The 26617-nt window shown below is 60.6% G+C and carries 31 protein-coding genes; 19 read left to right on the forward strand and 12 right to left on the reverse strand.

The window, feature by feature from the left end:
• Window positions 1-12: 12 nt before the first annotated feature.
• Complete coding sequence (gene betC / locus HU725_RS00150) at window positions 13-1530, reverse strand: choline-sulfatase (RefSeq protein ID WP_186476094.1); 1518 nt, start codon at window positions 1528-1530, stop codon at window positions 13-15.
• 108 nt (window positions 1531-1638) lie between these two features.
• Between betC and HU725_RS00155 the strand changes: the two genes are divergently transcribed.
• Together HU725_RS00155 and HU725_RS00160 are read left to right on the forward strand one after the other, a co-directional pair.
• On the forward strand, window positions 1639-2538 hold the full coding sequence (locus HU725_RS00155; RefSeq protein ID WP_186476093.1) for a choline sulfate utilization transcriptional regulator: 900 nt from the start codon (window positions 1639-1641) through the stop codon (window positions 2536-2538).
• A 23-nt stretch (window positions 2539-2561) separates the two neighbouring features.
• Window positions 2562-2894, forward strand: coding sequence for a DOPA 4,5-dioxygenase family protein (locus tag HU725_RS00160; RefSeq protein ID WP_186476092.1), 333 nt, complete (start codon window positions 2562-2564; stop codon window positions 2892-2894).
• Between the two features lie 82 nt (window positions 2895-2976).
• Here HU725_RS00160 and trpA read toward each other — a convergent pair whose 3' ends face one another.
• Both trpA and trpB read right to left on the reverse strand, forming a co-directional pair.
• The gene (trpA, locus tag HU725_RS00165; RefSeq protein WP_186476091.1) at window positions 2977-3786 is read right to left on the reverse strand and encodes a tryptophan synthase subunit alpha; all 810 of its coding nucleotides are present in this window, start codon (window positions 3784-3786) and stop codon (window positions 2977-2979) included.
• Window positions 3783-5000: a tryptophan synthase subunit beta gene (gene trpB, locus HU725_RS00170; protein ID WP_186476090.1), complete on the reverse strand. Its 1218-nt coding sequence runs from the start codon at window positions 4998-5000 to the stop codon at window positions 3783-3785. The genes trpA and trpB overlap by 4 nt, the downstream gene beginning before the upstream one ends.
• A 110-nt stretch (window positions 5001-5110) precedes the next feature.
• Here trpB and HU725_RS00175 point away from each other — a divergent pair, with 110 nt between their 5' ends.
• Window positions 5111-6007 carry a LysR family transcriptional regulator gene (locus tag HU725_RS00175; RefSeq protein ID WP_186476089.1) on the forward strand — a complete coding sequence of 299 codons (897 nt, stop codon included), beginning with the start codon at window positions 5111-5113 and terminating at the stop codon, window positions 6005-6007.
• Here HU725_RS00175 and HU725_RS00180 read toward each other — a convergent pair.
• Complete coding sequence (locus tag HU725_RS00180) at window positions 6004-6327, reverse strand: ElaB/YgaM/YqjD family protein (protein ID WP_060479074.1); 324 nt, start codon at window positions 6325-6327, stop codon at window positions 6004-6006. The two genes, HU725_RS00175 and HU725_RS00180, sit on opposite strands and share 4 nt — an antisense overlap.
• A 149-nt stretch (window positions 6328-6476) precedes the next feature.
• Between HU725_RS00180 and HU725_RS00185 the strand changes: the two genes are divergently transcribed.
• Both HU725_RS00185 and HU725_RS00190 read left to right on the forward strand, forming a co-directional pair.
• Window positions 6477-6692, forward strand: a complete 216-nt coding sequence (locus tag HU725_RS00185) for a dodecin (RefSeq protein WP_060479073.1) — start codon at window positions 6477-6479, stop codon at window positions 6690-6692.
• 103 nt (window positions 6693-6795) lie between these two features.
• Entirely contained in the window at window positions 6796-7017 is a 222-nt protein-coding gene (locus HU725_RS00190; RefSeq protein WP_186476088.1) for a DUF1161 domain-containing protein, read from the forward strand.
• Between the two features lie 36 nt (window positions 7018-7053).
• Here the strand turns inward: HU725_RS00190 and HU725_RS00195 are convergent, their stop codons facing one another.
• Window positions 7054-8058, reverse strand: a complete 1005-nt coding sequence (locus HU725_RS00195; protein ID WP_186476087.1) for an LLM class flavin-dependent oxidoreductase — start codon at window positions 8056-8058, stop codon at window positions 7054-7056.
• A gap of 154 nt (window positions 8059-8212) precedes the next feature.
• On the opposite strand from HU725_RS00195, the gene HU725_RS00200 reads away from it, so the two are divergent.
• On the forward strand, window positions 8213-8638 hold the full coding sequence (locus tag HU725_RS00200) for an OsmC family protein (protein WP_186476086.1): 426 nt from the start codon (window positions 8213-8215) through the stop codon (window positions 8636-8638).
• A gap of 134 nt (window positions 8639-8772) precedes the next feature.
• Window positions 8773-9006: a DUF1161 domain-containing protein gene (locus HU725_RS00205; RefSeq protein ID WP_060479069.1), complete on the forward strand. Its 234-nt coding sequence runs from the start codon at window positions 8773-8775 to the stop codon at window positions 9004-9006.
• 30 nt (window positions 9007-9036) lie between these two features.
• On the opposite strand, the gene HU725_RS00210 is transcribed toward HU725_RS00205, so the two are convergent.
• Both HU725_RS00210 and HU725_RS00215 read right to left on the reverse strand, forming a co-directional pair.
• Window positions 9037-9450: a PA0061/PA0062 family lipoprotein gene (locus HU725_RS00210; protein ID WP_060479068.1), complete on the reverse strand. Its 414-nt coding sequence runs from the start codon at window positions 9448-9450 to the stop codon at window positions 9037-9039.
• A gap of 53 nt (window positions 9451-9503) precedes the next feature.
• Window positions 9504-9917, reverse strand: coding sequence for a PA0061/PA0062 family lipoprotein (locus HU725_RS00215; RefSeq protein WP_186476085.1), 414 nt, complete (start codon window positions 9915-9917; stop codon window positions 9504-9506).
• Window positions 9918-9984: 67 nt separating this feature from the next.
• On the opposite strand from HU725_RS00215, the gene HU725_RS00220 reads away from it, so the two are divergent.
• Complete coding sequence (locus HU725_RS00220) at window positions 9985-11067, forward strand: aminopeptidase (protein ID WP_186476084.1); 1083 nt, start codon at window positions 9985-9987, stop codon at window positions 11065-11067.
• 38 nt (window positions 11068-11105) lie between these two features.
• On the opposite strand, the gene HU725_RS00225 is transcribed toward HU725_RS00220, so the two are convergent.
• Together HU725_RS00225 and HU725_RS00230 are read right to left on the reverse strand one after the other, a co-directional pair.
• Window positions 11106-11756, reverse strand: a complete 651-nt coding sequence (locus tag HU725_RS00225; RefSeq protein WP_186476083.1) for an HAD family hydrolase — start codon at window positions 11754-11756, stop codon at window positions 11106-11108.
• 20 nt (window positions 11757-11776) lie between these two features.
• Window positions 11777-12325: a gamma carbonic anhydrase family protein gene (locus HU725_RS00230; protein WP_186476082.1), complete on the reverse strand. Its 549-nt coding sequence runs from the start codon at window positions 12323-12325 to the stop codon at window positions 11777-11779.
• Between the two features lie 102 nt (window positions 12326-12427).
• Here HU725_RS00230 and prlC point away from each other — a divergent pair, with 102 nt between their 5' ends.
• The 5 genes from prlC (at window position 12428) to HU725_RS00255 (ending at window position 18628) form a co-directional block, all read left to right on the forward strand.
• Entirely contained in the window at window positions 12428-14479 is a 2052-nt protein-coding gene (gene prlC, locus HU725_RS00235) for an oligopeptidase A (protein ID WP_186476081.1), read from the forward strand.
• Complete coding sequence (locus HU725_RS00240) at window positions 14476-14757, forward strand: YheV family putative zinc ribbon protein (RefSeq protein WP_186476079.1); 282 nt, start codon at window positions 14476-14478, stop codon at window positions 14755-14757. Before prlC ends, HU725_RS00240 begins: the two co-directional genes overlap by 4 nt.
• 86 nt (window positions 14758-14843) lie before the next feature.
• Window positions 14844-15902: a PA0069 family radical SAM protein gene (locus HU725_RS00245; RefSeq protein WP_186476077.1), complete on the forward strand. Its 1059-nt coding sequence runs from the start codon at window positions 14844-14846 to the stop codon at window positions 15900-15902.
• 294 nt (window positions 15903-16196) lie between these two features.
• Window positions 16197-16916 (forward strand): carbonic anhydrase, encoded by a 720-nt coding sequence (locus tag HU725_RS00250; protein WP_060479060.1) that lies wholly within the window; start codon window positions 16197-16199, stop codon window positions 16914-16916.
• A 194-nt stretch (window positions 16917-17110) separates the two neighbouring features.
• The gene (locus HU725_RS00255; RefSeq protein WP_186476076.1) at window positions 17111-18628 is read left to right on the forward strand and encodes a SulP family inorganic anion transporter; all 1518 of its coding nucleotides are present in this window, start codon (window positions 17111-17113) and stop codon (window positions 18626-18628) included.
• 2 nt (window positions 18629-18630) lie between these two features.
• Here the strand turns inward: HU725_RS00255 and HU725_RS00260 are convergent, their stop codons facing one another.
• Together HU725_RS00260 and HU725_RS00265 are read right to left on the reverse strand one after the other, a co-directional pair.
• On the reverse strand, window positions 18631-19692 hold the full coding sequence (locus HU725_RS00260; RefSeq protein WP_225915507.1) for a hypothetical protein: 1062 nt from the start codon (window positions 19690-19692) through the stop codon (window positions 18631-18633).
• Window positions 19693-19819: 127 nt separating this feature from the next.
• Entirely contained in the window at window positions 19820-20464 is a 645-nt protein-coding gene (locus HU725_RS00265; protein WP_186476074.1) for a hypothetical protein, read from the reverse strand.
• 368 nt (window positions 20465-20832) lie between these two features.
• On the opposite strand from HU725_RS00265, the gene coxB reads away from it, so the two are divergent.
• From coxB to HU725_RS00285, 4 genes are read left to right on the forward strand one after another with little or no spacing between them, the layout of a single operon-like run.
• Window positions 20833-21960 (forward strand): cytochrome c oxidase subunit II, encoded by a 1128-nt coding sequence (gene coxB / locus HU725_RS00270; RefSeq protein WP_186476073.1) that lies wholly within the window; start codon window positions 20833-20835, stop codon window positions 21958-21960.
• Window positions 21961-22003: 43 nt separating this feature from the next.
• Window positions 22004-23593 carry a cytochrome c oxidase subunit I gene (ctaD, locus tag HU725_RS00275; RefSeq protein WP_060479055.1) on the forward strand — a complete coding sequence of 530 codons (1590 nt, stop codon included), beginning with the start codon at window positions 22004-22006 and terminating at the stop codon, window positions 23591-23593.
• Between the two features lie 10 nt (window positions 23594-23603).
• The gene (locus HU725_RS00280; protein WP_186476072.1) at window positions 23604-24170 is read left to right on the forward strand and encodes a cytochrome c oxidase assembly protein; all 567 of its coding nucleotides are present in this window, start codon (window positions 23604-23606) and stop codon (window positions 24168-24170) included.
• A gap of 16 nt (window positions 24171-24186) precedes the next feature.
• Window positions 24187-25074 carry a cytochrome c oxidase subunit 3 gene (locus tag HU725_RS00285; protein ID WP_186476070.1) on the forward strand — a complete coding sequence of 296 codons (888 nt, stop codon included), beginning with the start codon at window positions 24187-24189 and terminating at the stop codon, window positions 25072-25074.
• On the opposite strand, the gene HU725_RS00290 is transcribed toward HU725_RS00285, so the two are convergent.
• Window positions 25075-25278: a twin transmembrane helix small protein gene (locus tag HU725_RS00290; protein WP_060479052.1), complete on the reverse strand. Its 204-nt coding sequence runs from the start codon at window positions 25276-25278 to the stop codon at window positions 25075-25077.
• Window positions 25279-25327: 49 nt separating this feature from the next.
• Between HU725_RS00290 and HU725_RS00295 the strand changes: the two genes are divergently transcribed.
• Both HU725_RS00295 and HU725_RS00300 read left to right on the forward strand, forming a co-directional pair.
• Window positions 25328-26065, forward strand: coding sequence for an SURF1 family protein (locus HU725_RS00295; protein ID WP_186476454.1), 738 nt, complete (start codon window positions 25328-25330; stop codon window positions 26063-26065).
• Window positions 26034-26615, forward strand: a complete 582-nt coding sequence (locus tag HU725_RS00300; protein WP_060479051.1) for a PA_0111/PP_0108 family redox-active disulfide protein — start codon at window positions 26034-26036, stop codon at window positions 26613-26615. The genes HU725_RS00295 and HU725_RS00300 overlap by 32 nt, the downstream gene beginning before the upstream one ends.
• Window positions 26616-26617 lie beyond the last annotated feature (2 nt).

The raw sequence follows: 26617 nt of genomic DNA on the forward strand, positions 1-26617 counted from the left end.
CGGCCTCTGTGTTCAATCCATGGGGGCGGGCTGTGGATAACGTGCCTTGCGCTCGAGGTCATCGAGATCGATATGGTTGCGCATGTACTGTTGGCTGGCGTCCACCCAGGGTTGATGGTCCCAACTGTTCAGCTTGCCGATGGCCAGCGCCTCGGCCACCAGGCGGCGGCGGCGTTGGCTGGCCAGCACTTGTTGGCGCAGGGTAGCGATATCCCAGCGTTGGCGTGCTTCATCGACGAATGCCTGCAGCAGTGCCTGGTGGTCAGGGCTACCGGTGAGGTTCTCCCGTTCGTGCGGGTCGCGGCTCAGGTCATAGAGTAGGCAGGGGTCGTCTTCGCTGTACACGAATTTATGGGGCCCCCGGCGGATCATCATCAGCGGGCCGACGGTACCTTCGGCCATGTATTCACCGATCACCTCGTCGTGGCCGCCGTGCCCTTGAAGATGACCAAGCAATGAGCGGCCGTCCAAGTGCAGTTGGTTATCCACAGCGCCACCCGCCAGTTCGACCAAGGTTGGCAGCAGGTCGCAGGTCGAAACCGAGGCGCTGACGCGGCGGGCGGCAAAGCGTTTCGGCGCGTGTACCAGTAGCGGAACGCGGGCCGACATCTCGAACCAGTGCATCTTGTACCAGAGCCCACGCTCGCCAAGCATATCGCCATGGTCACCCGAGAAGACGATCAGGGTGTCCTCGGCAAGGTCGCACTCTTCCAGCGTTTGCAGCAGTTGGCCGATATTGTCATCGATGTAGCTGCAAGCGCCGAAGTAGGCACGCCGAGCATCGCGAATCTTTTCCACAGGCAGTGGTTTGTTCCAGAGGTCATAGACCTTGAGCAGGCGCTGAGAATGAGGGTCAAGTGCCTCCTGATTGAACTCCGCGCGGGGCATGGGGATATCCACATCTGCGTAGCGATCCCAATAGCGCTTGGGGATGGTGTATGGATCATGTGGATGGGTCATCGATACCGTCAGGCAGAACGGACGGCCATCATTCTCGCGCACATGGTCATACAGATACTGGCGGGCCTTGAACAGCACTTCCTCGTCGAAATCCAGCTGATTGGTGCGCACGCACGGCCCGGCCTGGAGCACCGAAGACATGTTGTGGTACCAAGTTGGGCGCACATCAGGCTCATCCCAGTTCACCGCCCAGCCATAGTCGGCTGGATAGATATCGCTGGTCAGACGTTCCTCGTAACCATGCAACTGGTCCGGCCCGCAGAAGTGCATCTTGCCCGACAGGGCTGTGCGATAGCCTAAGCGGCGCAGGTAGTGCGCATAGGTCGGCACGTCGGCGGGGAAGTCGGCCGCGTTGTCGTAGGCACCAATGCGGCTGGGCAGCTGGCCGCTGACCAGCGTGAAGCGCGATGGCGCGCACAACGGGCTGTTGCAATACGCCGAATCGAACACCACCGCATCTTGGGCCAGGCGGGTCAGGTGCGGCATCTGGATGGCTGAAGGGCCATAGATCGGCAGTAACGGGGCGGCCATCTGGTCGGCCATGATGAACAGGATATTCGGGCGTGTCATGAAGGCTCCCATCGTAGAGAATTATGCGAAACGCTTGCCTATCACGATGCGACTGTGAGTAATTTGGGTAAAGCCCATGGCGGGCAATGACTGGGATTAGCCACACTTATGTTTGAGCGCCTTGCTGAACTGTCGCTGGATTCCCTGCGGGTATTTGAGGCTGCCGCACGCTTGCGCAGTTTCACCGCCGCCGCCCTGGCCCTAGGCACTACCCAACCGGCTGTGAGCCAGCAGATAAAGCGGCTGGAAGAACAACTGGGCACGCGCCTGTTCGATCGCATTTACCGGGGTATCGAGCTGACCGAAGCCGGTCAGATGCTGTTCGAGCAGGTCCACCAAGGCTTACAGGCCATGGAGGATGGCATCGCCCAGGCCAGCGGTCGCGGGCAGCGCGAGGTGCTTCAGGTAGCCACTGACTTCGCTTTTGCGGCTTTCTGGCTGATGCCCCGGCTGCAGCGCTTTCACGAGGCTTATCCACAGGTGGACGTGAGCTTGGTGACCGGTGAGCGCAGCCAGGGGATGCTGCGCCCGGATATCGATGTGGCGATACTGTTCGGCGATGGGCGCTTTCACCAAGGTGAGAGCCGCTGGCTGTTCGACGAAGAGGTATTCCCGGTTTGCAGCCCTCGGCTGATTCATGGCAAACCCTTGTCAGCCGCGGCTTTGCAACGGCTGCCGCTGCTGCATTTGAAAGGTGAACAGGCCAGCCGCTGGTTCGACTGGGCCGGCGTCTTTCGTGGGCTGGGCGTCGAGGCGGCACCACCGCCCGGCCAATTGCGTTTCGATAACTACACGCTGCTGATCCAGGCGGCGATTGCGGGCCAAGGAGTAGCCATCGGTTGGCGGCACTTGGTCGATGGCTTGGTGGATCAGGGTTTGCTATGCCGGCCTATGGAGGGCAGCCTGAAGTCGCGGCGGGGCTATCATGTGGTATTGCCGCCGCGTAAACGGCGCGGGGTATTGATCGAGCGTTTCGTCGACTGGCTGGAGCATGAGCGCACTGGCTGATTGCAGGGTTTTCAGGAGTCAACGTGCAAAGAATCAAGGGCTATCACGCCCATATCTACTACGATGCGTCCACCTTCGAGCAGGCACGTGAGCTGTGCGAAGAGGCAGCGCGGCTGTTTCCCGTGAGCATGGGGCGCATGCATCAGAAACCGGTCGGGCCGCACCCGGACTGGAGCTGCCAGCTGGCTTTCGAGCCGGAATTCGTGGGCGTCGTGTTGCCCTGGCTGGCGCTGTATCGCAAGGGGCTTGTGGTATTTCTGCATCCGCTGACTGGCGATGAGCTGGCCGATCATCGCGATCATGCAATTTGGATGGGGGCCGTGCGGCCTTTGAATCTCTCGATATTCGGGGGTTAGCTTGTGCAGAGTTGTTGGCGAGTTAACCTGCGTAACCTCGCTGGCTGCTTCGCAGGTGAACCCGTGAAGCAGCCAGCGCGATTTAGCGGCGTGCGCCGCGCACGCCTTCGGCCAGTGCCGAGCAAAGGCTCAGTACATCACTCACTGCCTGATCGGCGTCTTTGGTCTGGGCAATCTTGTCGACCAGCGCCGAACCTACCACCACACCATCGGCCAGACGTGCGATTGCAGCAGCCTGCTCTGGCGTACGGATCCCGAAACCGACACTGATCGGCAGGTCGGTATGCCGACGCAGGCGGGCGATGGCCTCGGTCACGTGCTCAGTGGTGGCCGAGCCTGCACCCGTTACACCGGCCACCGAGACGTAGTAGACGAACCCGGAGCTGCGCTCCAGTACCCGCGGCAGACGCGCGTCATCGGTGGTCGGGGTGGTCAGGCGGATGAAATCGATGCCGGCAGCCTGGGCCGGCGTGGCCAATTCGGCGTCGTGCTCAGGTGGCAGGTCGACGATGATCAAGCCATCGACACCCGCTTCTCTGGCTTGGGCGACGAAGTTATCCACACCGAAGCGGTGAATGGGGTTGTAGTAACCCATCAGCACGATAGGTGTGGTGTGGTTATCCACACGGAATTCGCGAACCATCTGCAGGGTTTTGGCCAGGGTTTGGCCAGCTTCCAGAGCACGCAGGGTGGCAAGCTGGATGGCAACGCCGTCGGCCATGGGGTCGGTGAACGGCATGCCCAGTTCGATGACGTCGGCGCCGGCTGCCGGCAGGCCTTTGAGGATCTGCAGCGATGCCGCGTAGCCAGGGTCGCCAGCCGTGACGAAGGTGACCAGCGCGGAGCGGCCTTCGGCCTTCAGTTCGGCGAAGCGTTGTTCAAGACGGCTCATGCCTGTTTCTCCTGGGCTGCCATGTGGTTCATCACGGTTTGCATGTCTTTGTCGCCGCGGCCGGACAGGCAGATCACCATCAGGTGGTCCTTAGGCAGGCCGGGTGCCCGCTTGATGGCTTCGGCCAGGGCGTGGGCGCTTTCCAGCGCTGGAATGATGCCTTCCAGACGGCAGGTGGCGTGGAATGCATCCAGCGCTTCGTCGTCGGTGATGCTGACGTATTCCACGCGCTTTACTTCGTGCAGGTAGGCGTGCTCAGGGCCAATGCCTGGGTAGTCGAGGCCGGCGGAAATCGAGTGGGCGTCGGTGATCTGGCCGTCGTTGTCCTGCAACAGGTAGGTACGGTTGCCGTGCAATACGCCTGGGACGCCGCCGTTGAGGCTGGCTGCGTGTTTGTCGGTATCGACACCGTGGCCGCCAGCTTCCACGCCGATGATCTGCACGCTTGGCTCTTCAAGGAATTCATGGAACAGGCCCATGGCATTGGAGCCGCCGCCAACACAGGCGATCAGGCTATCTGGCAGGCGACCTTCCTTTTCTTGCAACTGGGCGCGGGTTTCCTTGCCGATGATCGACTGGAAGTCGCGGACCATGGCCGGATACGGGTGCGGGCCGGCTACGGTGCCGATCAGGTAGAAGGTGTCGTCGACATTGGTGACCCAGTCACGCAACGCCTCGTTCATGGCGTCCTTGAGAGTACCGGTGCCGGCGGTCACTGGCACGATTTCGGCACCCAGCAGCTTCATGCGGAACACGTTGGCCTGCTGGCGCTCGATGTCGGTGGCACCCATGTAAATCACACAAGGCAGGCCAAAACGCGCGGCCACGGTGGCCGTCGCCACGCCGTGCATGCCGGCGCCGGTTTCGGCGATCAGGCGCTTTTTGCCCATGCGTTTGGCCAACAGCACCTGGCCAATGCAATTGTTCACCTTGTGCGCGCCGGTGTGGTTGAGCTCTTCACGTTTGAAGAAAATCTTGGCGCCGCCGCAGTGCTCGGTCAGGCGCTCAGCGAAGTACAAAGGGTTCGGGCGGCCAATGTAGTCGCGCTGAAAGTACGCCAGGTCTTCGAGGAACTTAGGGTCGGCCTTGGCTGCTTCGTATTCGCGGGCCAAGTCCAGCACCAGTGGCATCAGGGTTTCAGCCACATAGCGGCCGCCGAACGAGCCGAACAGGCCGTTGGCGTCGGGGCCGGGACGGTATTGGGACTGGGTCATGGGGCGCTCCAAGGCGTGATGAATGAGTGATGGGCTTTACTCTAACCACGCCAAGCCCGGTTGAAAACCGATAAGATTGCGCAAACTTGTCAGGAAAACTCACAGGTATCATGGCCCACGACCTCCCTCCCCTCAACGCCCTCAGGGCTTTCGAAGCCACTGCCAGGCTCAACAGCGTCAGCCAGGCGGCCGAAGCGCTGCATGTTACTCATGGGGCCGTGAGCCGGCAGATCAAAGTGCTTGAAGAGCATTTGGGCGTGGCCCTGTTCGTCAAGGACGGGCGGGGCATCAAACTCACAGATGCCGGGTTGCGTCTGCGAGACGCCAGCGCGGAGGCGTTCGACCGGCTGCGCAGTGTGTGTGCGCAGTTGAATCGCGATCTAAGCCAGGCACCGTTCGTTTTGGGTTGCTCCGGCAGCCTTCTGGCCCGCTGGTTCATACCCCGCTTGGGGCGGTTGAACGCTGAGTTGCCTGAATTACGCTTGCACCTTTCGGCGGGTGAAGGCGATCTGGATCCACGTCGGCCCGGTCTTGATGCGCTTTTGGTATATGCCGAACCGCCATGGCCGGCAGATATGCAAGTTCATGTGCTCGTTCAGGAGCGCATAGGCCCGGTACTGAGCCCGCACTTTACTGGTTTTGAGCGCCTGCGCGCTGCGCCTGCCGAGGCGCTGCTCAGTGAGGCCTTGCTGCATACCACCTCCAGACCACAGGCGTGGCCGACATGGGCAGCTGATCAGGGGCTGGGGGCTGAGGCTTTGAATTACGGCCAGGGGTTCGAGCATCTGTATTACTTGCTCGAAGCCGCGGTTGCCGGCTTGGGCGTGGCGATAGCGCCGCAGCCATTGGTCGCTGATGACCTGCAAGCGGGGCGCCTGAGCGCACCTTGGGGCTTTTCGCCAACCCCTGCCGCGCTGGCGTTGTGGGTGCCCAGGCGCGCCGCTGACGGGCGCGCCGAGCAATTGGCGCAGTGGCTACGTGCCGAGCTTGCCAGGCAGAACGCTTAGTTGCGCTTGCACAGCAGGTACGCCGCCAGCAGGCCCAGTGCGCCGATGGCTACGCCTGCGGTGGTGTATGGGTGCTCTTGGGCATAGTCGCGGGTTGCGATGCCGGTCTGGCGGGTACGCTCCTTGACCTCCTCATAAGCATCGCTGATCAGGCTGCGCGAATGGCGCAGTGCACTTTCAGCGCTGCTGCGCATTGCCTTCACTGATTTTTGGGTTTCCTCAGAGGCGTCGTGCTTCAGGCTCTCCAGACTTTTCAGGAGGCTTTCGATCTCCGCTTCCATGCTCTCCAGGGATTTTTTACGCAGCGAGTTGCGGTGCATGTTGACTCTCCTTCGCAGTATGGGCTCTAAGAAATGCGACTACTGGGCTTGGGGAAAGTGCGATCGAACTTTAGCGAGCAGTCACCGCTCGCAGGTAAACCAGGCCTGCGCTGCTAGGCTGAATTTCACCGTCCCCCAAGGAGAGTGCCATGTCCGATCATCACACCTACAAAAAGACCGAGCTGGTAGGTTCGTCCCAGACCAGCATCGAAGACGCGATCAACAATGCCCTGGCCGAAGCCGGCAAGAGCATCAAGCATATGGAGTGGTTCGAGGTCGTCGAAACCCGTGGCCATATCCGCGACAACAAGGTTGAGCATTTTCAGGTCACGCTGAAAGTCGGCTTCCGTATCGCCAATAGCTGAAACATGACCGCTCTGGCACAGCCGGGCGTGATGGCGTTATAACTCTGGAGAGCGCCCAAGCGGCGTTCTTCAAGCTTTCTCATCTGTACAAGGAATGCAATCGATGAAGAAACTGATGTTTGCGGTAGGCTTGATGGCAGTGGCGAGCGGTACGATGGCGGCTGGTAAACCCTGTGAAGAGCTCAAGGCTGAGATTGCCCAAAAGCTCGACGCCAAGGGTGTTCAAGGCTACACCCTGGAGGTCGTGCAGAAGGGTGAGGTCAATGGCAAAGTGATTGGCAGCTGCGAAGGCGGTAGTAAGGAAATTGTCTACCGCCGTAATTGATGCGGGCCTTCTTCGCGGGGCCACCCGCGAAGAGCGTCACTGCGCCTTGAGCGCTTGCGCTAGCAGCTCATAGGACCGAACACGGTCTGCATGTTCGTACAGATCACAGGTGAAGATCAGCTCGTCCGCGCCCGTCTGCTCTAGCAGTACCTCTACCTTGGCTCTGACTTTCTGCGGGCTGCCGATCATCGCAAGGCCCAGGAAGCTCCCCACGGCATCGCGTTCATGGGGCAGCCACAGGCCATCCATGCTCGGCACAGGCGGCTTTTGCATCAGGCTCTGGCCACGGATCAACGCCAGGATGCGTTGGTACACCGAGGTAGCCAGGTGTTCTGCCTTCTCGTCAGTCTGCGCCACTACCATCGGAATGCCCAGCATCACATAGGGCTTGGCCAGCGTTGTCGATGGCTTGAAGTGGTCGCGATAAATGCGGATCGCCTCATGCATGTAGCGTGGCGCGAAGTGCGAGGCGAAGGCGTAGGGCATGCCGCGCATGCCGGCCAATTGTGCGCTGAACAGGCTGGAGCCTAGCAGCCACATGGGCACCTCGGTGTCATGCCCCGGTACAGCGATCACTTTCTGATCATCGGTACGCGGGCCCAGATAGCGTGACAGCTCTTCGACGTCATCGGGGAAGTCGTCGGCGCTTCCTGCGCGGTCACGGCGCAGGGCATAGGCGGTCATCTGATCGGAACCCGGCGCGCGGCCCAGGCCAAGGTCGATCCGCCCTGGATACAGGCTGGCCAAGGTACCGAACTGCTCGGCGATTACAAGCGGCGCGTGGTTGGGCAGCATGATCCCGCCTGAACCGACGCGAATGGTCGATGTGCCGCCTGCCAAGTAGCCAAGCAAAACCGAAGTGGCCGAACTGGCGATGCCGTCCATGTTGTGATGTTCGGCTACCCAGAAACGGTTGTAGCCGAACTTTTCAACATGGCGGGCAAGGTCCAGAGAATTGTGCAGTGCTTGCGCCGGGCCTTGGTCGGCGCGCACTGGCACCAGGTCGAGGGTTGAAATTTTCAGGTCACGCAACTGCGTCATCGGAGCCTCCGCAATAGTGGTTGGCCCGAAGGCCCTAAGAACTCTGTATGGGCAGATTCGACAGAATCAATGCTCGCTGGGCAATTGCGCTGAACTTGCAGCCGGGCAGCACCCTCGTAGATGTAGGTACATAACCCTTGAAACCGGAGGCATCATGAAAAAGACAGCATCGGCGATTTGGCAAGGTGGCCTGAAGGATGGCAAAGGCCTGCTTTCTACCGAAAGTGGGGCGCTCAAGCAGAACCCGTATGGATTCAACACCCGCTTCGAAGGGTCGCCCGGCACCAACCCGGAAGAGCTCATCGGCGCGGCCCATGCAGGCTGCTTCTCGATGGCGCTGTCGATGATGCTGGGTGAAGCGGGCTTTACTCCAGAGCGTATCGATACCATTGCCGAAGTCACCCTGGACAAGCAGTCAGACGGCTTTGCCATTACAGCCGTTCACCTGATTCTCAAGGCCAAGGTACCTGGGGCAAGTCAGGAGCAGTTCCTTGAAATTGCCAACAAGGCCAAAGCGGGTTGCCCGGTGTCCAAGGTGCTGAACGCCGACATCAGCCTGGATGCTTCATTGGTTGGATAAGGCCCGGGTGATGCGTGCTACTCGATGACGCTGCACATCAGGCTGTTCACACTGGCATGAAGCGGCGAAACAGGGACGCTTTGCTGTAGTCTAAACAGCGTCGGCAGCGCAGCTGCCTTGCCAGGAGCTGTTCCATGATTCGCGTAGCAATCGCCCTATTGGCTTCGCTTTTGGCCACTTCTGCATTGGCGGCGGTAAAACCGTGCGAAGAACTCAAGAACGAAATCGAAGCCAAAATCCAGGCCCAGGGCGTGACGTCCTACACCCTGGAGATCGTACCCAACAGTGAGGTCAAGGATCCGAACATGATCGTTGGCACATGCCAGGGCGGTACGAAAAAGATCATTTACCAGAAAAATGATCGATAAATAGCTGGGGCCGCAACGCGGCCCCAGTTTTTATGGGATGCAGAATACGTCGCTCGGTTCGTCGACCAGTACCTTGCGGCTAGCATCGTACAGCAGCACCTGCGGCTCCATTACCGGTGCGCGGGCTTCGAGGCGATAACGCTGGCCGGCCTTGAAGTCGTCATAACGCACAGTCAGATAGCACGTCCGATCCCTGGGTTGGGTCATCGTGCCACCGGCATATATCTCGTAATCGAAGCGCACAACCAGTTCGTGCTTGCCAGGCGACACCTGAAAGAAGCGGCCATCGTCAAGGCGTTGGCCGTCGAGGCGGTCGGCCATGATGACTCGGCCGGGTGTCATGGTATAGAGCTCGATCCAGGCCTGCTTGGGATCGGCCGGCGGCAAGGGGCTGGCGCAGGCTCCCAATGCAGTCAGGGCAATCAGCATCATGGGCTGGCGCATGGCAACACTCCACTGGCAATACTCAGTTACAAGCATAGCGCCGTTCGTGCACTTCAGGTGCGTTGGCAACCGGCTGGCAGGCCTTGGCTCACCAGTTTCTGCTGGTGGTCATAGAGCTTGATCCAGGGGCGAAAGCCAATGCTGCCGGCTTGTAACTGGTAGCGCTGGCCTGCACTGAAATCCTTGAACGTCAGTTTGACCTGGCAATCACGCCACAAAGGCTCCTCGACCGGGCCGATATTGCTCGGCGCTACTGGAAACTGGTAACGCACGGTCAGCTCGTGGCTGCCGGGTTGGACCTCGAAGTAGCGGCTTTCGGGCCAGTCGCGCTGGTCAACCTGCGCTGCGTCGAGGGACGTTTCGCCGTATGGGGTAAGGTCGACCCAGGCGAGGTTAGGGTCCGGGTCCGGCAGTGTCGAGCAAGCGCTAATCAGCAGCAGTGGGGCGGTGAGCAATAGAGCACGCATGGCGAAACTCCCCCTTGGCGAGATAGTCTTGGAGCGCATTGGCCTTGAGCGAGTTGGATAACCTCAGATGCATTTCTCTGTTCTTTTCAAGCGCTCAGGCCCCGGGCCACTCGACCGCTTTTTCAGCTATTTGGTTCCTTTGCTGGGGGCTTTTCTGCTAAGCGGTTGCTCCAGCTTGGGTTACTACAGTCAGCTCGCACAAGGCCAGTGGCAGTTACTGCGGGCGCGTCAGCCTGTGGACCAGGTGATAGTTGACCCGGCCAGCAGCCCTCGCTTGCGAGCACGTCTGGCTCATGCCGAACAGGCCCGGGCATTTGCCAGCGAGCGGTTGAAACTGCCAGATAACCGTAGCTATCGGCTTTATGCCGACCTACAGCGCCCTTACGTCGTATGGAACGTATTCGCCACCCCGGAACTGTCGCTGCAACCGGTGACGTATTGTTTTCCCATCGCCGGTTGCGTCGCTTACCGCGGTTATTACCGCCAAGGGGCCGCACGCGGACAGGCGGCGCTAATGCGCCAGCAGGGCCTGGACGTATACGTGAGCGGAGTTGAAGCCTATTCGACCCTGGGCTGGTTCGATGACCCGATTCTGTCGTCGATGGTCGCTTGGGGGGATGAACGGCTCGCTACGCTGATCTTCCATGAACTGGCCCACCAGCGCTTTTATGTGCAGGACGACACGGCATTCAACGAGTCGTTTGCCACATTTGTGGAACGTGAGGGCTCGCGGCAATGGCGCGCAGCGCGCGGGTTGGCGCCGCTTGGCACGGCGCAGTCGCAGCAGCGTGAGCAGTTTACCCGGCTGGTGCTGGCCAGCCGCGAGCGGTTGCAGGCAATCTACGCAGCGCCCCTGGACGATGCGCACAAGCGTGTGGCCAAGCAGGCCGAGTTCGAGCGTTTACGGGCCCAGTACAAGCAGGTGCGCGACAGCCAGTGGGGCGGCGATAAGCGGTACGACGCATGGATCTATGGGCCGTTGAGCAATGCCAAGTTATTGCCGTTTGGACTTTATGATCAGTGGGTGCCCGCGTTCGAGCGGCTATTTCATGAGGTGGGGGGGGATTGGCCGCAATTTTATCGACGGGTCGAGGAGCTTGGGCATTTGCCCGCAGCAGACAGGAAGGCGGCGTTACAGCGTTTGATGTGAACCCAGGATTCTGGGGCTGCATCACAGCCCCACAGTCATCAGGGCCGAGTCAAAGCCTGGTGCAGTTCGGCCAGTGTGGCGAAGTGGAAGGCTGGCGCCTCGGCGGCGAGTTCTGCCTGGCTGCCGAACCCATAGCCCACGGCCACCGCCTGGAGGCCGTTGCTGCGGGCACCGATCAGGTCATGCTTGCGGTCCCCGATCATCAGCGTCTGGGTAGGGTCCAGCCGTTCTTCGTCCAGAATGTGGCGAATCAGCTCGACCTTGTTGGTGCGGGTGCCATCGAGCTCGCTGCCATAGATCATCTTGAAATGGTGGTCGAAGGCAAAGTGCCTGGCAATTTCCCGGGCGAACTTCCAGGGTTTTGAAGTCGCGATGTACAGCGTTCTGCCCTGCCCCGTCAGGTCTTCGAGCAGTGCTGGCACCCCTTCGAACACGAGGTTTTCGTAAAGGCCGGTGACACTGAAACGCTCGCGATAGAAATTCACCGCTTCCCAGGCCTTGGCTTCATCGAAGCCGTAGAACTGCATGAAGGCTTGTAGCAGTGGCGGGCCAATGAAGTGTTCCAGTCGCGTGAGGTCGGGTTCGTCGATGCCAAGTTTGGCCAAGGCATACTGAATCGAGCGGGTGATGCCCAGACGCGGGTCGGTCAACGTGCCGTCGAGGTCGAAAAGGATGTTCTGCTGGTGCATGTTCGTCTCGTGAGTCGGGTTCATTCCGGTTGGTCGTAACCTTCGGCCAGGTGCTGGTCCTTGAGCTTGACGTAGTTGCCGGCGCTGTAGAGGAAGAAGGCGCGCTCCTGATCGCTCAGCAGCCTGACCTGCTTGGCGGGGCTGCCCATGTACAGGTAGCCGCTGACCAGACGCTTGCCGGGCGGTACCAGGCTACCGGCGCCGATGATCACTTCGTCTTCGACGATGGCGCCATCCATGATGGTGCTGCCCATGCCGACCAGGATGCGGTTGCCCAACGTGCAGCCATGCAGCATGACCTTATGGCCGATGGTGACCTCGTCACCGATGATCAGCGGGAACCCGTCAGGGTTGAACGGCCCCGCATGGGTGATGTGCAGCACGCTGGCGTCCTGCACGCTGGTGCGCGCGCCAATGCGGATGCGGTGCATGTCGCCACGGATCACCGCCAGCGGCCAGACAGAGCTGTCCTCGCCGATTTCCACATCGCCCAGAACCACCGCCGAACGGTCGACGAATGCCCTGGGTCCCACTTTCGGAGTGTGTTGCTGGAAGCTGCGAATGGCCATGATAGCGTCTCTCATCTGTGCCGATAGACAGGCTGCTTGCTGCGGCCGGCGTCGATTGTAATTAAGATGGGGTAGTGTTTCTTCTGCCAAGGTATCCGAACCGTGAGTGCGAACAACCCACTTCTGCAGTCCTACGATCTGCCGCCCTTCTCGCAAATCCGTGCCGAACACGTGTTGCCGGCGATCGAAGCGATCCTGGCCGACAACCGAAAAGCCATTGCCCAGATCCTCGAACAGCAGGGCAATAACCCTAGCTGGGCTGGCCTGGTACTGGCCATGGACGAACTGAACGACCGCCTGGGCGCTGCCTGGAGCCCGGTCAGCCACCTCAATGCGGTGTGCAACAGCGCCCAATTGCGCGAGGCTTACGAGTCCTGTCTGCCAGCGCTGAGCGCCTACTCTACCGAACTGGGCCAGAACCGCGCGCTGTTCGACGCCTATCAGGCGTTGGCCAACAGCCCTGAAGCAGCTAATTTCGACGTGGCGCAGAAGACCATCCTCGACCACGCCCTGCGAGACTTCCGCCTGTCGGGCATCGACTTGCCGGCCGACAAGCAGCAGCGCTATGCCCAGGTGCAGAGCAAGCTCAGCGAGCTGGGCAGCCGTTTTTCCAACCAACTGCTCGATGCGACCCAGGCCTGGACCAAGCACATTACCGACGAGGCCGCGCTGGCCGGGCTGACCGACTCGGCCAAGGCGCAGATGGCCGCTGCGGCGCAGGCCAAGGGGCTAGACGGCTGGCTGATTACCTTGGAATTCCCCAGCTACTACGCGGTGATGACCTACGCCAGCGACCGCGCCCTGCGTGAAGAACTGTACGCTGCGTACTGCACCCGTGCGTCTGATCAGGGGCCTAATGCTGGGCAGTTCGACAATGGCCCGGTAATGCAGCAGATCCTCGACTTGCGCCAGGAACTGGCCGAGCTGCTGGGCTACCAAAACTACGCCGAGCTTAGCCTGGCGACCAAGATGGCCGAGTCCAGCGATCAGGTGCTGAGCTTCCTGCGGGACCTGGCCAAGCGTTCCAAGCCGTTCGCCGCTCAGGACCTGGAGCAGCTCAAGGCCTACGCCGCCGAGCAGGGTTGCCCGGAGCTGGCCAGTTGGGATGCCGGGTACTTTGGCGAAAAGCTTCGTGAGCAGCGTTACAGTGTGTCCCAGGAAGCTCTGCGTGCCTACTTCCCGATCGACAAGGTACTCAGCGGCCTCTTCAGCATCGTCCAGCGCCTGTACGGCATCGAAATCACCGAGCTCAAAGGCTTCGACACCTGGCACCCAGATGTGCGCCTGTTCGAAATCAAAGAAAACGGCCAGCACGTTGGCCGCTTCTTCTTCGACCTCTACGCCCGCGCCAACAAACGCGGGGGGGCGTGGATGGACGGTGCCCGTGACCGTCGCCGCACGGCGGCTGGCGCGCTGCAAAGCCCGGTGGCTAACCTTGTGTGCAACTTCACCCCGGCCAGCCCTGGCAAGCCTGCATTGCTGACCCATGATGAGGTCACCACCCTGTTCCACGAGTTCGGCCATGGCCTGCATCATATGCTGACCCGTATCGAACATGCTGGGGTGTCCGGCATCAACGGCGTGGCCTGGGATGCGGTAGAGTTGCCGAGCCAGTTCATGGAAAACTGGTGCTGGGAGCCAGAAGGGCTGGCGCTGATTTCCGGCCACTATGAAACCGGTGCACCCCTGCCCCAGGACCTGCTCGACAAGATGCTGGCGGCGAAGAACTTCCAATCCGGCATGATGATGGTGCGGCAGCTGGAGTTCTCGCTGTTCGACTTCGAACTGCACGCCAGCCATGGCGACGGCCGTAGTGTGCTGCAGGTGCTCGAAGGGGTCCGTGATGAGGTCTCGGTGATGCGCCCGCCAGCGTACAATCGGTTCCCCAACAGTTTCGCGCATATCTTCGCCGGGGGTTACGCGGCGGGCTACTACAGCTACAAGTGGGCTGAAGTGCTGTCGGCCGATGCGTTTTCGCGCTTCGAGGAAGAGGGTGTGCTCAATGCCGATACCGGCCGAGCGTTCCGCGAAGCGATCCTGGCTCGCGGCGGCTCGCGCGCACCCATGGAGCTGTTCGTCGACTTCCGGGGCCGTGAGCCTTCCATCGATGCGTTACTGCGCCACAGTGGCTTGACCGAAGCCGCTGCGGCATGAGTGAGGTGGTTGTGAACAAGACCAAGAAGCGCTTCATCGCCGGGGCGGTGTGCCCGGCGTGCAGCGAGCCCGACAAGCTGATGATGTGGAACGAAGACGACGTACCGCACCGTGAGTGCGTGGCCTGTGGCTTCACCGATACCCTTAATGAGCAGGGCCTTTCAATTCCCAAGGAGCTGGGCACGCGGGTCAATCACCTGGCACCAAAAGCTGCACCGGCCAAGGTCCAGACCGTGCAGTTCTTCCCTAATCCCAAGCTGAAGAAGCCTACCGAATAGGGTTGTACCGCAGCGCTCTGACCAGAGGTGCTGGAGCACTCACGCCAACTTCGATACTGTGTATGCATACAGTAAAGGATGAGGCGATGAGTACTCCAGCAGCGCAAAAGGGTCGTGGCACCTCGCACAACCCCGACAATCGCTTTGCCCCAAGCCGTAGCGTGGCCGAGGATGATGGCTGGTACCAGGAAGTGCCGCTGACCCAGGGTACGCAAGTCCGGGTCGAGCTCGCCAAATCGGTCATCAGCCGCAACACCTCCCCCGACTTGCCCTTCGACCGCTCCATCAACCCTTACCGCGGTTGCGAACACGGTTGTATCTATTGTTACGCCCGCCCCTCCCATGCCTATTGGGACCTGTCGCCCGGCCTGGATTTCGAGACCAAGCTGATCGCCAAGACCAATGCAGCTGAGGTGCTTGCGCAGCAATTGAGCAAGCCAGGGTATGTCTGCGCGCCCATCAACCTGGGCTCCAACACCGACCCCTACCAGCCGATCGAACGCGAGCAGCAGTTGACCCGGCGGCTGCTCGAAGTGCTGCTGCGTTTTCGTCATCCGGTGACCATCGTGACCAAAGGTTCGCTGGTGCTCCGCGACCTTGACCTGTTGGCTGAGTTGGCCAGCCAGCGCCTGGCCAGGGTGATGATCAGCCTGACCACACTGGATGACGACCTGAAACGTGTGCTGGAGCCGCGCGCGGCCTCACCAAAGGCCCGACTGCGAGCCATCCGCGTGCTGCGCGGTGCCGGGGTGCCGGTGGGGGTGCTGTGTTCACCGATGATACCGATGGTCAACGACAGTGAACTGGAGCGCCTTCTTGAGGCGGCTAAGGAGGCCGGCGCACAAAGCGCGGCGTACATGATGCTGCGCTTGCCACTGGAGGTGGCACCCTTGTTCGAGCAGTGGCTGCAGGACCATTACCCGCAACGGGCCAACCATGTACTGAGCCTGATCCGTCAGAGCCGTGGCGGTGAACTGTACGACAGCAGGTTCGGTGCGCGGATGCGCGGTGAGGGCGTGTTTGCCGAGTTGCTCGCTCAGCGCTTTGCCAAAGCCATGAAGCGCTTGGACTTTGCGGGGCGGGAAACGCAAACGCTGGATTGTTCGGCATTCTGTCCACCTGGTGGGCAGATGGCTCTGTTCTGAGCGGGTCAGCCGTAAGGTGCCACCCCCGAATGGGGCTCATGCAACCAAATAATCTGGGTAATCCCTCTTGGCAGTTGATGCTTTTTTGCTATTATTCAGTTCCCCCCTTTTCGATCTGGAACGCCCGTTCTAGAGCCCTCGAATTAAGTTTCAGTTAAGTTTTCCCCGCTAGCGTAGGAATCCAGCCAAAGCAGACTGTGATTTATCGCTCGTGCGTGTCATCTAAATCTGCGCATAGCCAGAATCTTTCACCGGTAAAATGGATTTACCTACACACCGCCAAGAGGATGAATCATGCCCGTCAAGGACCCATCCAAGGTCGTTCCGCAAGCCCCCGCGGAGAGCGCCGATGCCGCTCTGAAGCACATCGTCGACGGCTTCCTGCGTTTTCACCATGACGTGTTCCCCGAACAGCAAGAGCTGTTCAAGAAGCTTGCCACCGCGCAAACCCCACGCGCCATGTTCATCACTTGTGCCGACTCGCGCATCGTCCCCGAATTGATCACTCAAAGCTCGCCGGGCGATTTGTTCGTGACGCGTAACGTCGGTAACGTGGTACCGCCCTACGGGCAGATGAACGGCGGCGTTTCCAGCGCCATCGAGTACGCTGTGTCTGCGCTCAAAGTTCACCACATCATCATTTGCGGGCACTCGGACTGTGGTGCCATGCGCGCAGTGCTCAACCCGCAGTCGTTGGCCAAGATGCCAACCGTCTCCGCCTGGTTGCGCCACGCCGAAGTGGCCCGCACCGTGGTGGAAAACAACTGCTCGTGCGGCAGTGAGCACGAAACCATGCAGGTGCTGACCAAGGAAAACGTGATCGCCCAGTTGCATCACCTGCGCACCCACCCGTCGGTTGCCTCGCGCTTGGCAGCCGGTGAGCTGTACATCCACGGCTGGGTGTACGACATCGAGACCAGCAAGATCGAAGCCTACGACGCTGCCAGCGACAGCTTCATGCCGTTGACTGCCGGTGAATCGATCCCCTGCGCCACGCCGAGAGGCCGCTACTAAGCGACCCATCCACAGCTGAACCTTGAATAGCCGGCTGCACCCGTCATGGGTGTGGCGCGGCCTTCGGCTGCCTTGCAAATGCCTTGACTGCTCTGCCGGCGATCACGCTGGCGGCCTGCGCCTGCGTGCGCGTCAGGGATCAACCGTGCCCACGGCCAGCGGGATGGCCGTGCGACAGAGAAAGGAGAAACAGGGTGAACATTACACAGTTGAAAGCGGCCCTGCCGCGTGAGTTGTTGGCGTCGGTGGTGGTCTTTCTGGTCGCCCTGCCGTTGTGCATGGGTATTGCGATCGCCTCTGGCATGCCGCCGGCCAAGGGCCTGATCACCGGCATCATCGGCGGTATCGTAGTGGGCTTTCTGGCAGGTTCGCCGCTTCAGGTCAGTGGCCCGGCAGCAGGCCTGGCGGTGCTGGTGTTCGAGTTGGTGCGCCAGCACGGTATGGCCATGCTCGGGCCGATACTATTGCTCGCCGGTGTATTGCAGTTGCTGGCGGGGCGTTTGCGTTTGGGGTGCTGGTTCCGGGTCACCGCTCCGGCAGTGGTTTACGGCATGCTGGCCGGCATCGGCGTACTGATCGTGCTCTCACAAGTGCATGTGATGTTCGACACAGCGCCTCAGCCTTCAGGTCTGCAAAACCTATTGGAATTTCCCGCCACGCTGAGCGCTGCATTGCCGCTTGAAGCTGCAGGTTCCGGGTGGATGGCCGGTGCCCTGGGGCTGAGTACCATCTTGATCATGTGGGCGTGGGAGCGGATGCGGCCTCAGAAGTTACGCTTCGTGCCTGGTGCTTTGCTGGGCGTGGCGACGATGACCGCCATCGCGATGTGGCTGGCGCTGCCGGTCAATCGTGTGCAAGTGCCGGCAGACCTGTCCGAAGCCATCGACTGGATCCGCCCTGATGACCTGATGAAACTGGCTGACCCGACCCTGCTGGTCGCAGCCTTCGCCCTGGCCTTCATCGCCAGTGCCGAAACGCTGCTGTCGGCAGCAGCCGTCGATCGCATGCACAGTGGTCAGCGTTCGGACTTCGATCGCGAGCTCTCGGCGCAGGGGGTTGGCAATATGCTCTGCGGGCTGCTGGGTGCCTTGCCGATGACCGGCGTGATCGTGCGCAGTTCTGCCAATGTGCAGGCCGGTGCGCAAAGCCGCGCTTCGGCCATCCTGCATGGCGTGTGGCTGTTGGCATTCGTGGTGGTTCTGAGCAGTGTGCTGCAGCAAATCCCCGTGGCCAGTCTGGCTGGCGTATTGGTGTACACGGGTATCAAGCTGGTCGATTTCAAAGCTCTGCGAGGCCTGCGTCGCTACGGCCGAATGCCGATGTTCACCTATGTGGCCACAGCCATGGCAATCATCTTTACCGACCTGTTGACCGGGGTGCTGTTGGGCTTCGCGCTTACCCTGTTGAAGCTGGCATTCAAGGCGGCGCGCCTGAAGATCAGCCTCGTTCAGCTTAAGACACAGGGCCATATGGAGCTGCGCCTGAGCGGGGCGGCGACGTTCCTCAAGGTTCCTGCGCTGACCCAGGTGCTCGATAGCGTACCGGCCGGGAGCACCTTGCATGTACCGCTGAGCAACCTCAACTACATCGACCACTCTTGCCTGGAGCTGCTGGAGGACTGGAGCAAGACCAGCGGCAGCACCCTGCGCATCGAGCAGCGAGGGCTCAAGCGCAGAGTGGAAGGCCGCTTGCGCAGTGTTGCCGGTACCTAAGGTCAGTTGCTGACCTCGGTCATGTCTGGGGCACTCGGCCAGGTTCCGGTGAGGTTCACGGTGCGGGTGCCACCCAGCCATTGGCTGGCGGGGGTGTTCCACTTGATCGACTTACGGGTGTTGGAGCCGATGTTGATGAACTCGGCGGTCAGCACCATTTCGGTGGCGGTCAGCGGAATCTCTCCAAAGCTTGCCGAGCTTCCGCCGATGACGGTTCTGGAGTCTTCCACCGGGCCGGTAGGCGTCTTGTACGACAGCGTGACTTTGGTTGTGTAAGTGGTGAAGGCCGACGCCTTGCTGTTGACCAGAAGGTTTAGCACACCCACCTTGCCCACCCAGCTTGGGATCAACACCCGGCCGCCTGCATACGAAGAAAAGGTATAGGCAATGGGCAGTGGATTGGTTGCCACCTCACCACTTCTGGCCGGCAGTGTATGGGTCTCGACCTCGCTGGAGTTGCTGGTGAACACGTAGCTGGCCTTGCCTTTGCCGCTGATGCCTTGCTCACCCAGCAGGCGGTTCAGGCCGCTTGCGCTGCCGGCAACGGTGAAGCTCGCTTTGCTCTTCTTGGCTACAGCGTTCAGGCCGCTGCTTGCGTAGATGACCGAGGTCACCACGCCAAAACCCTCGGAGATGCCGGCGCTGGTGGCCATGTTCATCTTGCGCGCCTGCTCCAGCAGCCAGTCGTACTGATCATCGAGCACGGTCAGATTGCTGATGGCATGCTCACCGGCGATCGCGAACTCCGACGTCATGGAGTTCTCCTTGTCGAAGGTCCATTCCAGCGCCGCCTCGGGCTTGACCTCGGCTCCGGTGCTCGGATCGAGGATAGTCCCGCCTACATTGGCGTTGATGCTTTTGCACGTCACCCCCGTGGATTTGAAATCCCACTTGCGGCTTTGTTGGTTCTTGCTGATTTCGACCCCAGGCAGGCAGTCTGCGACCAGCTTGAAATCGCCAGAGTCGGAATCGATGATGCCGACCGCACCCGGCTTGATGGCGGGGTTCAGGCCCCAGTTGCCCCAAATCGTCCGGTAGGTGCCGCGCAGCAAGTCTGTGTACATCCGGTTTCTTCTGATCGTCATTGTCATCACCTCGGAATGAAATAGGCCGCCCTGAGGCGGCCGGATGACAGTAAGGATCGAAGGCGGTAGTCAGCAGCAGGAGCGCTTTCCCTAATCGCCTGGCCGTTCAGGCACTGGCCTGGCCGAGTTCAACGTTCAGCTGACGCGACAGGCACGGCCAGCGCTTCCAGGCCTGGCCTGTCTGCGGGCTGCTTAGGGCTTCACGGTAGGCCTCTACCGACTCAGCGGCGAAGCTTTCGTCGTCGAGCATTTCGTCCACTGAATGATGCACCACTTCATCCAGCTGGTTGGCGAAGGTTTCACCGATCAATTGGTGGGCTATAAGGTTGGCGACCGTTGTATCGACAGGAATCAGCGGCTGCTGGAAGTGACGGATGTACAGGTCGTTGACCTCTTCGACCAGGCGGTGGGCCAAATAAGCTTCATCGAGCAGGCAATCGAGCCCTACATGCCCCTGCATCAGGCAAGGGGGTTGCAGGAAGTATGCCTCTGCAATTTTCAGCACCGGCTTGATCTGCGATTCGATGCCGGCCTCGAGCGCCACAGTGTGGGCGGCTTCCAGTAGTTCAGGTACTTGATCGATGTATGCGCTGACGAAACGCGCCAAGGTACCCTGCGCGTCCTGCTCAGGTAGTTGGATCGAGGGGTGCAGGTGGGGCAGTTGCAGCTCGAGACGCGCTTTCAGCTGGCCGGTGCGGCCTTCATGATCGTGGGCTTGGCTTATTTGCTCGCGTACAGCGGCGATGTTCATGACAACTCCAGGGACAAAACGTTTCATACGGAAGACAGTAAATTAGCTCGGTATACAGAATACCTAAGACGCATTTGTTATAAAATTCGCAAACGTGTGCGCTCTCAGGCATATAGCACCCTTTCTATACTCCCATAGCCCCTCAAACTCGGGCTTTTGCGCGATTCATGGTGTTTGGTGAAGTTCATTTCATGGGCGCCGTTGCGGGGCGTTGCCTGCTGTCTATACTCCCGTTGAACGTGATTCGTTGATGAGGCCCGACTGCTTTTGCAGGGGCTCGGTCGTCGAAGTCAGGCAGTCTTGACCGCCGTTCCCTCTTGCCGCAGGCCACGCCTCCGGGACAACAAGAACGAGAAGGGGAACCCGCAATGATGCGACATCCACCTGTCTGGATGGGCCTGCTGTTGTGGTCGGTTCTAGGTCAGGCCAGTGCTGCCTGGACCGTGAACATGCACCCAGGGGCGACGGACGTTTCCAACGCCGTGTTCGACCTGCACATGACCATCTTCTGGATCTGCGTGATCATTGGCATCGTGGTGTTCGGTGCGATGTTCTGGTCCATGGTCGTGCATCGTCGTTCCACGGGTCAGCAGCCGGCGCATTTTCACGAGCACACTTGGGTAGAAATTCTCTGGACCGTGGTCCCTTTCCTGATTCTGGTCGCGATGGCTATTCCAGCGACCAAGACCCTGATCGACATCTACGACGCCAGTGAATCGGACATCGACATCCAGGTCACCGGCTACCAGTGGAAGTGGCATTACAAGTACCTGGGCCAGGATGTGGAGTTTTTCAGCAACCTGGCCACCCCCGCCGAACAGATTCATAACCAGGCCCCCAAGGACGAGCACTATCTGCTGGAAGTGGACCAGCCACTGGTGCTGCCGGTCGGCGCCAAGGTGCGCTTTCTTGTGACGGCAGCTGACGTTATTCATTCCTGGTGGGTGCCGGCCTTTGCGGTCAAACGCGATGCCATCCCAGGGTTCGTCAACGAAGCTTGGACCCGTATCGAAAAGCCCGGTATCTACCGCGGCCAGTGCACCGAACTGTGTGGCAAGGACCACGGCTTCATGCCTGTGGTGGTCGAGGTCAAGTCCCAGGCCGATTACGACACCTGGCTCGGCGAGCGCAAGGCCGAGGCCGCCAAGCTCAAGGAGCTGACCAGCAAGGAGTGGACGCTGGACGAGCTGGTCGAGCGCGGCGACAAGGTCTACCACACCACCTGCGTGGCTTGCCACCAGGCCGAAGGTCAGGGCCTGCCCCCGATGTTCCCGGCGCTCAAAGGCTCGAAAGTCGCGACCGGGCCCAAGGAAGAACACCTGAGCGTGGTATTCCACGGCCGTCCAGGCACGGCGATGGCCGCGTTCGGCAAGCAGTTGTCGGAAGTCGACATCGCCGCTGTGGTGACTTACGAACGCAACGCCTGGGGTAACAACAAGGGCGACATGGTCACGCCGAAGGACGTGCTCGCGCTCAAGCAGGCAGAAGCCAAGTGAACCGGGTTTTGCGCGGCAATCAGCGGATTGCAGGAGACAGAACATGAGTGCAGTGATCGACGACCACGGCCACGGCCATGAACACGCCCACGGCCCCGCCAAAGGGCTGATGCGCTGGGTGCTGACCACCAATCACAAGGACATCGGCACGATGTACCTGTGGTTCGCTTTCATGATGTTCCTGCTCGGCGGCTCGTTCGCCATGGTCATCCGTGCCGAGCTGTTCCAGCCTGGGCTGCAGATCGTGGAGCCGGCGTTCTTCAACCAGATGACCACCATGCACGGCCTGATCATGGTGTTCGGCGCGGTGATGCCGGCCTTCGTCGGCCTGGCCAACTGGATGATTCCGCTGATGATCGGCGCACCCGACATGGCCCTGCCGAGGATGAACAATTTCAGCTTCTGGTTACTGCCGGCGGCCTTTCTGTTGCTGGTGTCCACCCTGTTCACCCCAGGCGGCGGGCCCAATTTCGGCTGGACCTTTTATGCCCCGTTATCGACCACCTATGCGCCAGCCAGCGTCACCTTCTTCATCTTCGCCATCCACCTGATGGGCATCAGTTCGATCATGGGCGCGATCAACGTGATCGCCACCATCCTCAATTTGCGCGCGCCTGGCATGACCCTAATGAAGATGCCGCTGTTCGTCTGGACCTGGCTGATCACCGCATTCCTGCTGATTGCCGTGATGCCGGTGCTGGCGGGCGTGGTGACCATGATGCTGATGGACATCCACTTCGGCACCAGCTTCTTCAGCGCCGCCGGTGGCGGTGATCCGGTGCTGTTCCAACACGTGTTCTGGTTCTTCGGTCACCCCGAGGTCTACATCATGATCCTGCCGGCGTTCGGCGCGGTCAGTTCGATCATCCCGGCGTTTTCGCGCAAACCGCTGTTCGGCTACACCTCCATGGTGTATGCCACGGGCGCCATTGCCTTCCTGTCGTTCATCGTTTGGGCCCACCACATGTTCGTGGTCGGCATCCCGGTGGTCGGCGAGTTGTTCTTCATGTACGCCACCATGCTCATCGCCGTGCCAACCGGGGTGAAGGTATTCAACTGGGTCAGCACCATGTGGGAAGGCTCGCTGACCTTCGAAACGCCGATGCTGTTCGCCATCGCCTTTGTCATCCTGTTCACCATCGGTGGTTTCTCCGGCTTGATGCTGGCCATCGCCCCGGCGGACTTCCAGTACCACGACACCTATTTCGTGGTGGCGCACTTCCATTATGTGCTGGTGCCCGGTGCAATCTTCGGCATCTTTGCCTCGGCCTACTACTGGCTGCCGAAATGGACCGGCCATATGTACGATGAAACCCTTGGCAAGCTGCACTTCTGGTTGTCGTTCGTCGGTATGAACATGGCCTTTTTCCCCATGCACTTCGTGGGGCTGGCCGGTATGCCGCGGCGTATTCCCGATTACAACCTGCAATTCGCCGACTTCAACATGGTTTCGTCGATCGGTGCCTTCCTGTTTGGCACCACCCAAATCTTCTTCCTGTTCATCGTCATCAAGTGCATCCGCGGTGGAGCACCTGCCCCGGCCAAGCCTTGGGATGGCGCCGAGGGGCTTGAATGGTCGATCCCCTCGCCTGCGCCTTATCACACCTTCCAGACACCACCGCACGTGAAATAGGAGCGCTGTGATGAACAGCCCGTCGCTCAAACGCTTGGTCACGCGCCTGCTGATGCTGACGGTTGTGATGTTCGCCTTTGGTTTTGCCTTGGTGCCGATCTACGACGTGATGTGCAAGTCGTTCGGCATCAATGGCAAGACCGGCGGGCAGTACGAGGGCAGCCAGGTCAGCGACCCGACGCGTTCGGTGAGGGTGCAGTTCATGTCCACCAACGCCAGCGACATGGTCTGGGACTTCTACTCCACCGCCGACCAACTCGAGGTCAACCCTGGCGCGGTGAACCAGATGATCTTCATTGCGCACAACCCGACCGACCGGCCCATGAGTGCGCAAGCGATACCCAGTATCACCCCAGCCGAGGCCGCGGCGTATTTCCACAAGACCGAGTGCTTCTGCTTCACCCAGCAGGTGCTGCAGCCGGGCGAGCGCATCGAGATGCCCGTGCGCTTCATCGTCGACCGCGACCTGCCGGCCAGCGTGAAGCACCTGACACTGGCCTACACCTTGTTCGACATCACTGCGCGTCACCCGCCGGTCGCCCATGCCGCGGTACAGGACGTTCAGGGCGCCCGCTGAGGGAAGGAGAACAGCAATGGCAAGTCATGAGCATTACTACGTTCCGGCACAGAGCAAATGGCCGATCATCGCCACCATCGGTCTATTCATTACGGTGTTTGGCCTGGGCACCTGGTTCAACGACCTGAAGGCTGGCCACCCTTCTTCACACGGGCCGCTGATCTTCTTTATAGGTGGGCTGTTCTTGGCCTATATGCTGTTTGGCTGGTTCGGCGCCGTGGTGCGCGAAAGCCGCGCCGGGTTGTATAGCCCGCAACTGGATCGCTCGTTCCGTTGGGGCATGAGCTGGTTCATTTTCTCGGAAGTGATGTTCTTCATGGCCTTTTTCGGCGTGCTGTTCTATGTGCGCGTGCTGGCCGGGCCATGGCTGGGCGGCGAAGGGCACAAGGGCATTAGCCACATGCTCTGGCCAAGTTTCGAATTTGCCTGGCCCTTGCTGAACACACCGGACCCAAAGTTGTTTCCACCGCCTAAGGAAGTGATCAACCCGTGGCACTTGCCACTGATCAACACCATCTTGCTGGTCAGCTCCAGCGTGACCATCACCCTCGCCCACCATGCGCTGCGCCGATGCCACCGCGGTGCGCTGAAACTCTGGATGGCACTGACCATTGTGCTGGGGCTGTGCTTCATCGCGCTGCAGGCTTACGAGTATCACGAGGCCTACACCCAGCTGGGGCTGACGCTGGGTTCAGGGATTTATGGCGCGACCTTCTTCATGCTCACAGGCTTTCACGGTGCCCATGTGACCCTGGGCACGATCATCCTGATCGTGATGTTCGTGCGCATCCTGCGTGGCCACTTCAACCCTGACAAACATTTTGGTTTCGAGGCGGCGAGCTGGTACTGGCACTTCGTTGATGTGGTGTGGGTCGGGCTTTTCATCTTCGTCTACGTGCTTTGATCAGAACGGTGCATGTGACACCAACTGGCCACTGATCAAGCCCCAAGCGACCAGGCCGATGGTCAGGGCCGCCAGGGTCACTCGCACGGTCAGGGCTTTGAGCAGGCGGGTCGAGTGGTCATCGTCCTTGACCAGAAACACCAGGCCACTGAACAGGCTGGCGATCGTGGCCAGCAGCAGCAGGACTATCGCGGCCTTGAGCATGGCGCTTCTCCGGGGGGTGCGGTATGTGGACAAGTATAGCGAGGCGTCGGTGAGGCCGTTTCGCCCAGGCTGGATCCCGACCCTGGTGGTGCTCGCGCTGCTGCCGGGGTTGGTCGGGCTTGGTTGCTGGCAGCTAAGCCGCGCCGAGCAAAAGCGTGAATTGCTGGCGACCTACACCGCGCACGAGGTCGATGCCCCGCTGCCTAGTACTGAGCTACAGCAGACCCAGGACGCGGCGTTTCGACGGGTGCATCTTTATGGCCGCTTCGATCCCGAGCACAGCCTGCTACTGGACAACCGCATGCGTGACGGCCAGGCCGGCGTCGAGTTATTGCAGCCCTTCCATGACCAGGCCAGCGGGCTGTGGGTGCTGGTCAATCGCGGCTGGCTGGCCTGGCCCGATCGCCGAGTCCCGGTGTTTTTCCAGACACCCGAACAGGCCTTGGCACTGAGCGCGTCGGTCTATGTGGCGCCAGGTAGTACCTTCCAGCTGCACCCGGACCCGGTAGGCGGGCAATGGCCGCATCTGCTCACCGCAGTCGACCCCATACAGCTCTGGCAACAGCTCGAGCGCGAAGGTTATGCCCATGAGTTACGCCTGGAACCAGGCCCCGCGGCTTATCGGCTGCAGTGGCCGGTGGTTGCCATGGGCCCTGAAAAACACCTCGGTTACGCCGTTCAGTGGTTTGCTCTGGCCGCCGCGCTGGTGCTGCTCTACCTCTATTACGGCTGGCACAACAACAAGGAGAAACAGCATGGCCACCGCCACTCCACTGGGCCTGCCTGAACGTAGCAAGCCCAGAGCCCGCGGGCGTTTGCAGCTGATACTGATATTACTGGTGGTGCTCGGCCCGATGGTCCTGGCTACTTGCATGTACAAGCTCAAGTTCTGGGTGCCAGAGGGGCGCAGCTACCACGGCGCGATGATTGGCAACGGCCAGAGCCGCGCCGATATCGGTATTGCTGGTGAGGATCAGCGCTGGCAGCTGCTGGTCAGCGCCCCGGCAGCCTGCGCCGAGGATTGTCAGCGCTTGGTGTACCTGGTGCGGCAGATCCAGGTGGGCCTGGGCCGTGATGCCAGCCGCGCAAGCCATGCCCTGGCGGCCGCTCAGCCGTTGGCCAGTGACTACCAGGCGCTGCTGACCCGTGAGTATCCGCAACTGCAGCGCTATTCACTGGATGCCCAGCGCTATCTGCAACAGGTTGGCGAAGCCGGCCCACAACTGTGGATAGTCGACCCACACGGCAATCTTGTGCTGCGTTACGACGCCAAGGTCAACGGCAAGCACGTGCTCGACGACCTACGTCATCTGCTCAAGCTGTCCAACATTGGCTAGGA

This window comes from Pseudomonas promysalinigenes (assembly GCF_014269025.2).
Classification (GTDB): Bacteria; Pseudomonadota; Gammaproteobacteria; order Pseudomonadales; family Pseudomonadaceae; genus Aquipseudomonas; species Aquipseudomonas promysalinigenes.